The 13,984-nt window shown below is 40.2% G+C and carries 10 protein-coding genes; 3 read left to right on the top strand and 7 right to left on the bottom strand.

The genetic code is table 11. The features are described from left to right. Positions 1 to 7: 7 nt before the first annotated feature. Positions 8 to 874 carry an AraC family transcriptional regulator gene (locus MWU82_RS10575; protein ID WP_247096337.1) on the bottom strand — a complete coding sequence of 289 codons (867 nt, stop codon included), beginning with the start codon at positions 872 to 874 and terminating at the stop codon, positions 8 to 10. 40 nt (positions 875 to 914) lie between these two features. Further along, entirely contained in the window at positions 915 to 1,796 is an 882-nt protein-coding gene (locus MWU82_RS10580; RefSeq protein ID WP_247096338.1) for an AraC family transcriptional regulator, read from the bottom strand. 220 nt (positions 1,797 to 2,016) lie between these two features. Here MWU82_RS10580 and MWU82_RS10585 point away from each other — a divergent pair, with 220 nt between their 5' ends. Beyond that, positions 2,017 to 3,603 carry an L-serine ammonia-lyase, iron-sulfur-dependent, subunit alpha gene (locus MWU82_RS10585; protein ID WP_247096339.1) on the top strand — a complete coding sequence of 529 codons (1,587 nt, stop codon included), beginning with the start codon at positions 2,017 to 2,019 and terminating at the stop codon, positions 3,601 to 3,603. A gap of 529 nt (positions 3,604 to 4,132) precedes the next feature. Continuing rightward, the gene (locus MWU82_RS10590) at positions 4,133 to 5,041 is read left to right on the top strand and encodes a carboxypeptidase-like regulatory domain-containing protein (RefSeq protein WP_247096340.1); all 909 of its coding nucleotides are present in this window, start codon (positions 4,133 to 4,135) and stop codon (positions 5,039 to 5,041) included. 92 nt (positions 5,042 to 5,133) lie between these two features. On the opposite strand, the gene MWU82_RS10595 is transcribed toward MWU82_RS10590, so the two are convergent. The 4 genes from MWU82_RS10595 to MWU82_RS10610 form a co-directional block, all read right to left on the bottom strand. Then, complete coding sequence (locus tag MWU82_RS10595) at positions 5,134 to 6,987, bottom strand: arylsulfatase (RefSeq protein ID WP_247096341.1); 1,854 nt, start codon at positions 6,985 to 6,987, stop codon at positions 5,134 to 5,136. An 83-nt stretch (positions 6,988 to 7,070) separates the two neighbouring features. After that, positions 7,071 to 8,309: an ROK family transcriptional regulator gene (locus MWU82_RS10600; protein WP_247096342.1), complete on the bottom strand. Its 1,239-nt coding sequence runs from the start codon at positions 8,307 to 8,309 to the stop codon at positions 7,071 to 7,073. A 534-nt stretch (positions 8,310 to 8,843) separates the two neighbouring features. Beyond that, the gene (locus MWU82_RS10605) at positions 8,844 to 9,335 is read right to left on the bottom strand and encodes a DUF4440 domain-containing protein (RefSeq protein ID WP_247096343.1); all 492 of its coding nucleotides are present in this window, start codon (positions 9,333 to 9,335) and stop codon (positions 8,844 to 8,846) included. A 234-nt stretch (positions 9,336 to 9,569) separates the two neighbouring features. Beyond that, positions 9,570 to 11,144, bottom strand: coding sequence for a sulfatase (locus MWU82_RS10610; protein ID WP_247096344.1), 1,575 nt, complete (start codon positions 11,142 to 11,144; stop codon positions 9,570 to 9,572). 424 nt (positions 11,145 to 11,568) lie between these two features. Here MWU82_RS10610 and MWU82_RS10615 point away from each other — a divergent pair, with 424 nt between their 5' ends. Further along, positions 11,569 to 12,291, top strand: a complete 723-nt coding sequence (locus tag MWU82_RS10615; RefSeq protein WP_215946815.1) for a head GIN domain-containing protein — start codon at positions 11,569 to 11,571, stop codon at positions 12,289 to 12,291. A gap of 169 nt (positions 12,292 to 12,460) precedes the next feature. On the opposite strand, the gene MWU82_RS10620 is transcribed toward MWU82_RS10615, so the two are convergent. Continuing rightward, positions 12,461 to 13,867: a hypothetical protein gene (locus MWU82_RS10620; protein WP_247096345.1), complete on the bottom strand. Its 1,407-nt coding sequence runs from the start codon at positions 13,865 to 13,867 to the stop codon at positions 12,461 to 12,463. Positions 13,868 to 13,984 lie beyond the last annotated feature (117 nt).

Consider the following 13,984-nt stretch of genomic DNA (forward strand, 5'->3'; position numbering starts at 1 on the left):
ATACCTTCTAGTCATTATTTAGATTTGACCGATATTCCATAGGGGACATCCCTGTGTATTTTTTAAAATGCTTATGAAAATTGGATAAATTGTTGAATCCACTTCCATACCCACAATCCGAAATACTATAATTGTCATTATGCAGTAGTTCACAGGCACTACCAATTCTAACCTCTGCCAAATATTGGGAAAATGTTTTCTTCGTCTTGGTTTTGAAAAACCTACAAAAACCCGTTGGGGACATATGGGCCAAATCGGCAATTTCAGAAAGCGTAATTAAATCCCTATAGTTTTCTTTTACGAAAGCACAGATCTTTGCGATTTTCGGGTCATTTTCAACACCAATTTTACTGGGTGCCGCCTTAGGTGATAATATCATTACATTATTATCCCTAGAGGCCACATTGAGCAACTTCAAAAACAATAAAAATTTATTTAGACCTGTACTCGTGGTAAGCTCCTCAATATAATCTGTTAAATATGTTGCACTATCCCTGTTCACCTTTATCCCATAGTGTGAAGATTCTATCAATTTATTAATTCTGTAAGCCTCGGGCACATTTCTCAAGGATTCCTTGATTTTATCTTGATCAAAAAACAGTGAAATGGCCTTGGAACCATTATCAGAATTCTCTATGGAATCATTAGTGGTCTTTAAGGCATGAGGCAAATTCCTACCAAAGAAATACACATCACCCTTTTCATAAGGAACTACCTTGTCCGAGACAAAAAGAAATCCACTTCCCTCTTGAATCATGGTAATTTGAAATTCCTTGTGATAATGAATCTGCTGATAAAATTTATTTACATTCCACTTTTCCACGACTGGCGTACCGCTTTCCGGTAACAAAACATTATAAGGCTGTGCGTTCATATTCTATGGATTATAAAAATTATCTGTAAAAAATATTTATCTAATTGAAATTGGATGAAACACGCAACTTATATTCCGTAGGCGTCATACCCTTAATAGTTTTAAAATGCCGGTGAAAACTTGAGATATTGGTAAATCCGGAATTAAAACAACTTTCAGTTGTATTATGGGTTCCGGCCCTAATAAACTCACAAGCCTTGGTGATCCGCAATTCAATAAGAAATTGTATGTAGGTTTTTTGTGTTCTGGACTTAAAAAATCTACTAAATGTAGGCGGAGTCATTTTAAAATGACCAGCTACATCGGCCAACGAAATTCTTTCTTTAAAATTGGATTCGGTATAAGCAAATACCTCATTGATCATATGAATGTCCTCATCGACCAAATCGGCCTCTATTTCCTCACGAGCCGAAAGATAATCACCTTGATTGCCATTGGAAATAAAATCCAATATATCCAGTAGTTCAAGAACCTTATCAAAATCGTCCATATTCCGCAACCGTCGGATTTTGGAAAGAATTTCCGGAGAATTGCCAGCACCCAACTTATAACCCAAGGAGGCATTATCCAATAAATTCTTAATAGTGCTTGTTTCAGGGTTTTGCTCGAATAGAGATTCAAAAACATTCCTATTAAAAAAAATACTGATCCTTCTAGCACCGGATCCCATGTCGTCTGCTTCAATTTTATCCTCGGTTTTAAATCCATGAGGCAAATTACTGCCAAACAGATACACCTCGCCCGGCTCAAAACAATAGGTTTCTGAACCGGCCAAGAGATAACCACTACCCTCCACTATACAGGTGAGTTGACATTCCTCGTGAAAATGGACCAGATCGTAAACATGATCGTCATCGCATTCTTCTACGCGAATCGACATATTTTTCTGCATTGGCACCTTAAAAGCAATTACATTTGACATAAAATCACTTTCTAATATTAAATTAAAAAGTTAATTTACAAAAAAAGTCTTAACTTCAGCTATAATATTATATAAAAATATGACGGTGAATGCATAGATTTGAACAATAGATAAATAACTATGACCGCGTTTAGCAAATTATAAATTTCGGATTTATAAACTAAGAATATAAAAAAGCATAAAATTACCATTCACATTAAGATCTTATATAATTATATCTATGAAAACATATCCCAGTATTTTTAATGACGTAATAGGCCCGGTAATGAGGGGGCCATCCAGTTCGCATTGTGCAGCAGCACTAAGGATAGGACGAATTTGCCGGGATTTAATGAACAATATCATTGAAGAGGTATATATAGAATTTGACCCCAATGGATCTTTGGCCACGACCCACTCCGGACAAGGCTCTGATATGGGGCTTTTTGGCGGACTATTGGGCTGGGATGCCGACGATGAGCGGCTTAAGGATTATGAAATGCACATTAAGAATGCCGGAATCAAAATAGATATAGACATTCACCCCATAGGTGCCGACCATCCCAACACCTATAAAATCACCTTAAAAAACAAGACCGAGACACACCAAGTTATTGGCCTCTCTACCGGTGGCGGTATGATCGAAATTATTGAAATAGACCAAAGTCCGGCATCCCTGATGGGCGATTTTAACCTGACCTTGATTTATAGTGATTCCGCTCCAGACCTTTTGGAGTCCATTTCAAAAATGAATCTAGGAGAAGCATCGCTACATTCCGGTTCCGCTAAATTCATCTTGGTCCAATCCAACGAAGTGGATCAACAAAAACTTCTACAAGAAGTCTCCAAGTTGGAAGTACCTTTAAAAATACGGACCCTTGACCCTGTACTCCCAATAAAATCAAGAAAAAACCTTTCTGTACCATTTATTACAGTGGAAGAGCTATTGGAATACAACAAGGACAAAAACCTTAATCTTTGGGAGTTGGCTGCCGACTATGAAAGCCAAAGGGGGAACATCACCAAGGAGGCGGTTATGGACAAAATGGGACGCATAGTGGACATCATGGAAAATTCCATTAAACTTGGCCTTAAAGGAACCCATTACAAAGACCGTATATTAGGAAGTCAATCCCTCATCTTCAAAAAAAATAAGGAAGAAAAGAAACTTATTCCAGGTGATGTTTTGAACAACTCTATTATGTTCACCTCATCCATGATGGAAATAAAAAGCTCCATGGGCGTTATAGTGGCAGCCCCTACCGCAGGCTCCTGCGGTGCCTTGCCCGGAACTATTATAGGCACCGCTACTACTTTAGGATTTTCCAGGGACCAAATGATACAAGCCATGCTGGCCGCAGGATTAATTGGAGTATTCATAACGGCCCACGCCACATTTTCGGCCGAAGTTGGGGGTTGTATGGGGGAATGCGGATCTGCCTCAGGAATGGCGGCCGCTGGAGTAGTAGTTTTAAAGGACGGAACCCTATCCCAGTCCCTTGCAGCCGCCTCCATGGCTCTACAAAGTTCCTTAGGTTTAATTTGCGACACCGTAGCCGACAGGGTTGAAGCTCCATGCCTGAACAGAAACGTGATGGCCTCCTCAACAGCAATCTCTTGCGCCAACATGGCACTATCCGATTACGACCAGGTTATTCCGCTTGATGAAGTAATAGAAACCATGAAAAGAGTTGGAGATGCCATTCCACACACCTTGAGATGCACCGGACTAGGAGGTTTGGCCATAACAAAGACAGCCAAAAAAATTGAAGCTGCCCTTCAGCACAACAAATCGGTTCCCAGAAAAGTATCCTATAAATCCTGCTGATATAGCATTCACACTGCTGTCAGAATTCTCGGCACAGACCAACAACCGTTTACTCTCATAAATTTGCAAGGGGCAAAACTTTTTACATTATTCAAAGTTTTGCCCCAATAAATTTTACATAAAGCAAATATTGAAAGTTAAGTTTCGATATTCCAAAATATACGCTATTTCCAGGTACTTTACACCACACAGCACCTTCTTAACCTTTTGTTAATATAGTACACCAATACGCTAAGATACCGCCTATTTTGTGTGCATATATAATTTAAATTTACACTATTATTAACACAGGTTTAATAAGGTTTTAATTTTTATTGACACCAAACTGCAATAAGGAGCAATAACGGTTTAATTTGTTCCCTCTTATAAAGGTAATATGACCTTCCACCTTAAAGGACGTATTAAGCCATAACTCTTAAACATTGGCCCAAGTATTTAACTAAAACCCCATTAAACCCAAACAATGCTGTAATGCAGCGAATCTAACTGACAACAACAGAACATTATCTAACATTAAACATTTTATGGTATGACAAAAAAAACCAAGCTTAGGCAAGAATTACCCCGGAAGTTTAAATTTGACATGGTCATAAAGCCGTCCTTAACTCTTTTGCTAGGTGCAATGGTGGCTTTTCCCAGTAGCAATTACGCTTCGGAAACAAACGTTCTCAACGCGGCAACAAGCCTCAAGACCTCAACCTATTCCAGTGAACAGAGCAACCCCCAACAACAAATTACAGGGGTAGTTTTAGATAATAATGGCCTTCCTTTACCTGGAGCCAACATATTGGAAAAAGGAACCACCAACGGTACCCAAACGGATTTTGATGGGGAGTTCTCAATTTCTGTATCCAATCCAAACGCAGTATTGGTAGTTTCATATTTAGGATTCGTCAACAAGGAAATAAGTGTATCCGGACAATCCAGCATTTCCGTGACCCTAGAAGAGGATGCTTCCCAATTGGAAGAAGTAGTAGTAACGGCGCTAGGTATTACAAGGGAGAAAAAGGCTCTTGGATATGCGGTTCAGGAACTTTCCGGTGACGACATTAAAAACACCTCTGAAACCAATGTCATTAACGCTTTGGCCGGAAAGTCGGCCGGGGTTTTAATTAACAATTCAAATGGTAACGTAGGAGCTTCTTCGAGAATAACGATTCGAGGAAACCAATCCCTTACAGGTAATAACCAACCCCTGTTCGTTGTAGATGGAATACCAATAGACAATACCATTGTATCCAGTACACGTGGAGGTTACGACTTTACGGATATGGGTAACGGTGCGGCGGACATCAACCCCTCAGATATTGCCGAAATGACCATTCTAAAAGGTGGAAACGCTGCTGCACTTTACGGTTCCAGAGGAGCCAATGGAGTTGTATTGATTTGGCTTTTTCTTTACAACTACTTCTTGCTTCTGCGCCCCTTCTTTACATGACGACACAAGTACCAACAATAGAACTACAGAAACCACTTTTATTAATTTTCTCATTTTACTACAATAAAATCCAACTACCTTAAACATTCATTTTAATCGAAAAGCACCACTTTCTGCTCATACCCCTTCCTTAAGAGGTCATCGGGAACAGAAGGCACATATTCACTGATTTTTTGGGCATCTCCGGCGCCTACATAATCCACATATACAAAGCCTGCACCACTAACCTTATCATTCCCTTTAAACTTAAATGACGACTGAAAACAGGTAACCCCTGCTTTAAGGTCCACTACAAACTTAGCAGATGTCATTTTACTATCCACTTGCACCGTTTGCTCTATATTACCAACTTTCAGGGAAGCACTTTCTATTCTACCCTCCAAAGCACCCTTACTGTTCTCCCCAATTCTTTTGCCCGACTCATTGGGCCACCTGTTTACTGACACCTCGTACCTACCGTCTCGAGCTACGTTTACCGTCCATATCTTTTCTCCATTCCTTGTATGTACATCATGGGAATACAGCGTAACCGGATTCTCATGCTCAGACCCTACATACATTGTGGCATATTGATCAAAACCTACAGAAACATCCTGCCACCAATCCTCATATCTTTTGTAAAGCTCTTCAACTACTTCGGGGTTTTCTTCCACCACATTATTCTTTTGCCCCCCATCTTTCTTGATATTGTACAATTCCTTTTCCTCCCTATTCACCAACCTCCAATCTTTGGTTATTACCTGGTATTCCTTATCTTTTACAGGGTATTCCACACGCTGGTTGTGGACTATTACCGCTCTATCGTCGTTCCATGTCTTAATTTCCCCGTTTAATAGTGGCGTTAAACTCCTACCATCAAACTTTAAACTATCCGCGGCCTTAAGCCCGCAAAGTTCTATAAGCGTGGGAAGTACGTCTATATGTGCAGAAAGTGCATCTATATCCTTTCCACCCTGAATTCCTCCTTTTGGCCAACGAATAAAAAACGGCACTCGGTGGGCATTCTCATAACCCCATATTTTCGCCCCTCGCATACCTGCAGTATAGCCTTCCTCCACAAAACCTGTTTCAAAATCCATCTCAACCCCTCCAAACCATGGACATGGACCATTATCCGTCATAAAAATGACAATGGTATTCTCATCCAATCCCAGCTCGGTGATCTTTTGAAATAAGGTAGCAACATCTTCATCTATTTTTTCCACCATCCCGTAATACTTTGCCAAACGTTCCGAAACCTTACCCCTAAAAGGCGCTACATATTTTTCGTCCACGTTCAAGGGCGCATGGGGCAAGTTGGTGGGTATATAGCAAAAAAATGGTTCGTCCTTATTTTTTTCTATATAATCAATAGCCTCGTTAAACCAAACCGTATTACAATAGCCCTCATATTTCTCAAATTTACCATTGTGCTTATAGGTATCATCATAATAGTCGTTTCCCCAAAAATCCGGAGATTGACCTATTCCTCCTCCCCCATGCACCAAGGCTTCCTGAAATCCCCGATCGTTAGGCCTAAAGGGATAATTTTCCCCAAGGTGCCATTTTCCAAAGACGCCTGTCTTATAACCATTATCAGTAAAAACATCTGCCATGGTAGTCATCCCCTCCTTCAACAGGGACCTCCCTCCTATGGTATGCCACACTCCTGCCCGGGCAGAGTAATTACCGGTCAGCAGGGCCGATCTTGTAGGAGAACAGGAAGGGTCTACATGAAAGTCGGTAAAACGCACACTCTCATTATAGAATTTATCCAAATTAGGAGTTTTAACATATGGGCTTCCAAGACTGGCCAAATCACCATATCCCTGGTCATCGGTCATAATAAGAATAACATTGGGTTTCTTATGTCCTGATTTTGTTACATCACTTTTCGCGACCTCCTTACAACTAAATACAACTAGCCCAAATGACAGGACTATAAGAATACGTTTTAATTTCCCCATTTAAATTTTTATTGATTGTGTGCCAGAAGCAGAAAAAAGATAAGTCGAACCTACCAACAAGTGAGATCTGGCTAATTACATTTTTAATTATTATGCTTGATCCCGGACAATTCCAAGTTTAAAATTTTCTCCAAGACCACGGAAACCGCACCAATGGAAGTTGCCTGATCACCAAAGGTGGAAGGTCTAATTTTAACCCTGGCGTTTCCAGGCAACAAATATTTGTCCCTTTTCTTTTCTATTAAATCGAAAAGTAGATCACCGTTCAAGGAAATTCCTCCTCCTATATACACGGTTTCCGGATTTAATAAATTTGCAATGGTTCCTATTCCCTTACAGAGATACTCGGCCACATCATCATATATCTTCATAGATGCAGGGTCACCCTTTTTTGCGGCCCGTGCTACCAACTCGGCGGTAATCAAGTCTTCATTACCATTACATAACTCCTTCAACATTTCCGATTTATTCTCTGCCAAGACCTGTTGGCCCAGGGAAGCTATTCTATGACCCGAAGCCAAAGCTTCGAGACAACCGTACATGCCGCATTTACATTGCACAGCGCTGTCCGTATCTACCGAAATATGTCCAAACTCCCCAGCAAATCCGGAAAAGCCCTTTAAAAGATTACCTTCAACCACCAAACCGGAAGCTATTCCGTAACCAATATTTATTACGGCAAAATTTTTCTGATTTTCCTTCACTCCCATCTTCAACTCTCCCAAAGCCATCAATCGCGTGGAATTATCATAGAAAAAAGGCAAATCCAAATGCTTTTCCAACTCCTTCCTCAAATCAATGTTTGTCCAACCGAAATCCGGGGAGGATTCAATAATTCCCGTTTCACTGTTGACCAAACCGGCAACTCCAATCCCAACTCCCCATATTTTGGCAGTGGCTTCTTTTCTGCTTTGAAGTTTATGGATCATCTTGATCACCTTATCAACAATACTGGAAAATCCCTTTTCCAATTCGGTAGGGACCTGTATCTCGGAAATAAAATTTGCATTAAGATCAACCATGCACCCTCTAATATAGGTGGCACCCAAATCTATACCGATTATATAGTTATTGTCGTTCTTAAACTTAACTATCATGGGAGGCCTACCACCACTGGAGTTACCTACTCCAAGACTTTCAACCAAACCGTCCACGTTTATCAATTCATCCACTATACGAGTTATGGATGGAGGGGTTAGTCCAGACTCCTTGGCTAAGGCAGAGCGACTAATTTGACTATTATGCTTAAAAAGTTTTAAAACAACTTTTTTATTGGCCAGATGCAAAGAGGCTGCATCCATTTTTGTATATTCTTTTTTCATTCAATTGAAGATTGTCTAAACCAAAGATATTAAAATACCTTTCATAAATGGTTTTTCATGAAAAATTTTTAAAAGATTATATCCATTTTAAATAGCAAATACAACATATAGACTAGTTAATTATAAATAAACCCATTAACAATCCAATGTGTGTAAATTTTCACTAAAAAAACAAACTTATGATATATGTATTAAAAAGAATGTTAAGGTAGACCATAGTGGGATGATGAAGGAATTCGAGCTTGGTGTATGGCAAATTATTTGGAACAATCTATTTAGAGCACTTGGCAACCTTAGTTGTAATTAGAAAAAAGTCAATCCGGATTTCTTGGCAACTTCAGCCATAAGAATGCACTAGCCGTGCATGCCAATAAATCTCAAAACAGAAGTCCATGGTGGCTAATAAAACAAGACTACTGTTTGCTTTTTAATCGCTTTTAAATTCGAATATAATTCATTACAATCTTGCCATATCCTTGCCAACAAAAGGCGAAACCACAAACAGATTGAGTAGAAATAAAAACAAATCCACTATTACATTTTAGACATGCTTAGCCATTCTTCTTTGGTTGCAGGTAATTTTTGATGCTCGAGCATTAACAGCCATTTTCCATTCTTCTTCGTCAAGAGTGCATCAAAGTGGATAAACCTTTCAGCTCGTTCCCCATTTTCATCCAGTAAATCATGCCTAAATATGCCCCTTTCAAAAGCCGTAGTAATATCACCTGTCCGCTCTGAAAATCGAAAATCCAAATTTACCTTGGTTATACCCTTATTAGTTTTTTCCAGTCCGTCTTTCCATTTTTCCAATGCCTCCCGTAAGGAATAACATACCTTGCCCCTATCCGAGACCAATATTCCATCTTCATGGAATGTTGCCCCATATCCCGCAACATCACCGGCTTCCACTTTTTCCTTTACTACATTCCAATACGCATTTAATTCGGTTATTCTGTTCTGTGCAAAAACATTACTGCTGAACAACAATCCTATGAACGCTACTTTGAATAATGCCTTGATTTCCATTTAATTCTACTTTTAATTATCAGTTCTAAAATATATCAATACTTGGTTTTCAAATCAAAGTACACAAAATAATTCGCACTTTGTGAATAATCCAACAAATTCAAAGACCCCTTTGGGATTGCAAAAGCCCTATTTAAAAGTACTTAAGCCCTAGGTCCGGGCTATAAATTGGAAACCACACTAAACGATTAGGATATTTACCCCAAAGCATCCAAACATTCCCATCCCAAACAATTACTTAGAACTGTTAAATCGCTCCATCCGCTGTTTCCTATCCGCACTTTCATAATGTTCTTTGGACCTGATAGGTGGTATGTGGTGTTCTCCTAGTGGGATCAACGAACTCTCTGGAAATGAAACAGGGTTGGACGGGATATGGGACCTCAACTTCGACTTTACCGACTGTAGGCTATCCACCTTATCCAAATTGTACCATTCTTCCGGATCATTCTCAAGGTTGTAAAGTTCACTGTACCCATCAATATAATCTATCAAATGCCAATTTTGGTAGCGTACGGAATAACTGCCGTAATCATAGGTGGTGATAATGGGTCTTATTACCTCCTTTTCGGGATCTTGCAGAATTGGCCGCAGGCTCACCCCATCCATATCCTCCTTTTCCGGCAGATTACAGAGATCTACCAATGTAGGGTAAATATCCATAAGGGAGGTAAGATTGGTGGTGGCTATACCATTCTTGGATCCGTTTGGCATCTTTTCAAGATTCTTGGGCACCTTTACCATCAGGACAGAACGGATAACGTTTTCCCACAAAGCAAATTTTCGCCAATGGTTTTTTTCTCCCAATTGCCACCCATGATCGGACCACAGGACCACTATGGTGTTATCTGCGTATGGACTTTGTTCCAAGGCTTCCAAAAGTCGCCCTACCATGGCATCTGAAAAAGCAATGGAAGCAAGGTAACCTTGGATGGCCTTTTTCCATTGGTCCGCCGCTGTTACATGTTTATGATAATTTCCTCCACGGGAAATCAATTCCTTTGCAAAGGGACCCAAATCTGTGATATCGCCTTCCATAAGGTTTGGCAACTCTATCTCATCCAAAGGAAACATATCAAAATACTTTTGGGGAACGTACCAAGGAAGGTGCGGCCGATAGATTCCTGCTGCAAAAAAGAAAGGCTTGTCATGTTCCTTTCGCAATTGATCGGAAATAAAATCTACGGTCTTATAATCGCCCATTTCTTTATCTTCAACGGAAAGCCCACTCCAGTCGAACATACTGTACATATGTTTAAAAGGCTTCATATTTGCCGGAGTCTTCTCCGGAAAAGGATCGTCTGGCATGGGCTTTTTTATGGACGGATAGTAGTCATCCCACCCCAGGGTGTCCACTTGCTGATAGTGGAATATTTTTCCGGCCCCTACCGTAAGGTAGCCGTTATTCTTAAAATGTTGTCCTATAGTAAGTGTATTGGAAAGCCTGGGAACCTTCCGCCAGTCCTGATAATTGGAATACATGCCCGAATTATAGGTATGCACCCCTGTAAGAACGGCCGATCTTGAAGGGTTGCAACCGGGACTTGGGCAGTAATTCTTGGTAAAATTCACCGAGTTCTTGGCAAATTTGTCCAGATTGGGGGTTATGGTCTGGGAACTGCCGGCAAGTGGCCGTATCCAATCGTTCATGTCATCCAGGGAAATAAACAGTACGTTGGGGTGGGCTACCAATTCCTTTTCTTTATCCTTTTCATCATTCTTACAGCCAACTATTAAAAAAACAAATACAACTACGGTCAGTTTAAAAGCTTTCCCGAAAAAAGAGGGGCTACATACAGTACAGTTCATGTTAGGGATTTAATATATTATAATTTCTTTATCACGTATCAATCACTTTTGCCAGTTTTCCGTCAGCCACAACAAAAGGAGTTATCTGGATTTCCTACAGTCGCCGTTGATAACCATAAAAATCTCCACAACCCAACCTTACAAAAGAATCTTTTTAGGTGATTTTAGAATTCTATCCGGATACACCTTAAGGTCGACAATATTGTTGCCAAAGTAAAAAAATACCAACAACAAGAAGTAGATAATTTTAACAGATGAATGGCATATATAAACAATTCTTCCAGTACTTATTTACACAAAACAAAACTTCAAGATTTCCCTCATAGAAAAAAAGTGCCTCCTATAAAAAAATAAATAATCTAAAAAATGCAACCTTTTATCTGTTTGGTTGTCTTTAAAACATCAATCATAAAATCTTGAGTAAATGAAAACAAAATCTTTTTACATAAGTCTTATTTTATTATTCGGTCTTATTTCATCCTGTGACCATGAAATAATTAGGGCACGGGGAGAAATTACCACTAGGGAAGTGAATATTACCGGCTACTCCGCTTTAAAAGTCTCGGATGCCTTCAGCATTTATGTCCGATTTTCGGATACGGAAGAAAAGATAGAGATTGAGGCAAATGAGAATCTACATGATAAGATTGTAGTTGAAATGACAAATGGTACCTTAGGTATCAGGTTAAGGAACCTAACAAGCATAAGGGGAAACCCAACCTTGAATGCGTACATTGTTACCAAAAGGATTACCGATTTTGATTTATCCGGTGCTTCCAAGGTTAGCTTGGAATCTGAATTGGTGGCTTCAGATGTCTCCATTGAACTAACGGGGGCTTCCGAATTTACCGGGGAATTGGATTCGGAACAACTGGAATTGGAAGCAGGTGGAGCAGCCGATATAGACCTCTTTGGAAAAGTTGACAAACTGGACGTTTCCCTATCGGGGGCAAGCACACTCAAGAACTACGATTTATTGGTCAAGGCATTGGATATCCGATTATCCGGGGCAAGTGATGCTTATCTTTCGGTTTCCGAAACCATAGATATCGATGCTTCAGGTGCCAGCAAATTGAGATATAAAGGGAGTCCCGTCATCCATAAAATAAAACTGTCCGGAGCTTCGGAAATTATTAAGAAACTATAGAAAAGCTATTGGTCAAGGTGTGAAACAACACTCTTAGCCAATAGCTCTTTTTTATACAAACACCACTTCAAGCAAACATCTTGGTAATGCCTTAAGAGGGAGATTTAAATTTATAATCGAATTCCTCGACTAGGCTCCCCAAGTTATTTGGAACCCCTATAGCATTAATTCAACTCTTTTGCATCCTTTTGCTAAAGACCAAAAACAGCACACCGCAAAGGAGCCATGCCGGTAAGGTAACAAAGGATAGAAATACATCAAATTGAACGGATATAAAATAGAACAGTCCAAAGCTTATAGCCCACGCAAAAAACACGGCTTTATTAAATTTTAAATTTGCCACTTCGGCATAATTCTTAACGATTCCTGCCTGCTTATGGAAAAAATGTTCGAACACGATAATGGCACCGAAAGGAGCCAATATAAACCCGTATAGGGCTACAAAACCAAGTAATTTCATCGCAAAGGCCGGAAAAAGGCCAGCTACTGTAGCCAAGGTCCCGGCAATTATGGTAACCCAAAAAGTGGATAGTTTAGGTACTATGGCCTGAAATGCCAGTCCTGCCCTGTATATAGTTGGGTTGGCTGTAGTCCATCCTGCCAAGACCACAGCAATTATTCCAAAGACACCTATGGCATTGTAAGCCAATGGTCCCGGCGCAACCGTGGGTGCCTCTCCATTTGCTAGGAGCCCCTGGGCTTCTGGTGATTTTAAATAAACGGCATATAACAGCGCTGCTGCTATCCAAGCCATATAATGCCCTACATACATACCCGCTGCCGTGGTCCATCCACTACTTGCCTTTTTCGCAAACCTGAATACCGATAGGTCGGACATTCCCACGTGCATGGCTGCATTGGCGAACCAGGACCAAATAACAACATGCCAGAAGGTATATTTGATCTGCCCTGGAAAAGGATCGGAACCCTCACCCCATATATTCCAAAATTCCGATATACTACCTACCCCCAACTGATTTAAAGCCACAATCCCACAGGCCAAAAATGCCAGTACTATCACAGGGGACATCCAGTTTGCGGCTTTGGAAACAGTTTCGTAGCCTTTGGAGGCTATCAATGAAATTACCGCACCAAGGGCAATAACAATAATAACCCACGTCATACCATTGGGCATGGTATCCGTAAGCTTGGGCATTTCCATATTAAAAGGAATTCCCACAGCTGTAGCCGAAACCGTGATCATGGAACCTGCCAAAAAACAGAAAAGCACTCCATTGGCCAAATTATAACCCGTAACCAAATTTTTGCCACAGATCTTTTCCAATTGGCAATACAAGGTCAACCTGTACTTTACGGCAATTTCTGCTGTCAGAAAACGCCAACTGAGTACGGCCAAGAGATTCCCTAACAGAAGTCCTACAATAAGATCGAAGGCACTTACCCCTGTTGTCAGGAACAAAGGTCCAATTACAAATTCGGTTCCTGCGGCATGTTCCCCTGCATACATCCCAAGAAAACTCTTCCAACTTTTCAGTTTGGATGTGGGTACTGGTACGCGCTCAAATTCTCCGCCTGCTATATCCTCTATTTCTTCTTCTATATTAAATTGGCTCATAGTGGTTGGTTATTATTTTAGGTTATGGTGGTTGGTTAAATATACTATTATGATTAACTTCTTAAGGTCAAAAAAAAATAAGTAGGTTCATCATCTTTTAAATTTCTTTATGCTACT

This window comes from Arenibacter sp. S6351L (assembly GCF_023016025.1).
GTDB classification, from domain to species: domain Bacteria; phylum Bacteroidota; class Bacteroidia; order Flavobacteriales; family Flavobacteriaceae; genus Arenibacter; species Arenibacter algicola_B.

Excerpts from the sequence above, each read along its gene's own strand:
- MWU82_RS10615 (WP_215946815.1), top strand. The coding sequence starts at position 11,569 with ATGAAAACAAAATCTTTTTACATAAGTCTTATTTTATTATTCGGTCTT.
- MWU82_RS10590 (WP_247096340.1), top strand. The coding sequence starts at position 4,133 with ATGACAAAAAAAACCAAGCTTAGGCAAGAATTACCCCGGAAGTTTAAA.
- MWU82_RS10610 (WP_247096344.1), bottom strand. The coding sequence starts at position 11,144 with ATGAACTGTACTGTATGTAGCCCCTCTTTTTTCGGGAAAGCTTTTAAA.
- MWU82_RS10600 (WP_247096342.1), bottom strand. The coding sequence starts at position 8,309 with ATGAAAAAAGAATATACAAAAATGGATGCAGCCTCTTTGCATCTGGCC.
- MWU82_RS10585 (WP_247096339.1), top strand. The coding sequence starts at position 2,017 with ATGAAAACATATCCCAGTATTTTTAATGACGTAATAGGCCCGGTAATG.
- MWU82_RS10605 (WP_247096343.1), bottom strand. The coding sequence starts at position 9,335 with ATGGAAATCAAGGCATTATTCAAAGTAGCGTTCATAGGATTGTTGTTC.
- MWU82_RS10580 (WP_247096338.1), bottom strand. The coding sequence starts at position 1,796 with ATGTCAAATGTAATTGCTTTTAAGGTGCCAATGCAGAAAAATATGTCG.
- MWU82_RS10620 (WP_247096345.1), bottom strand. The coding sequence starts at position 13,867 with ATGAGCCAATTTAATATAGAAGAAGAAATAGAGGATATAGCAGGCGGA.
- MWU82_RS10595 (WP_247096341.1), bottom strand. The coding sequence starts at position 6,987 with ATGGGGAAATTAAAACGTATTCTTATAGTCCTGTCATTTGGGCTAGTT.
- MWU82_RS10575 (WP_247096337.1), bottom strand. The coding sequence starts at position 874 with ATGAACGCACAGCCTTATAATGTTTTGTTACCGGAAAGCGGTACGCCA.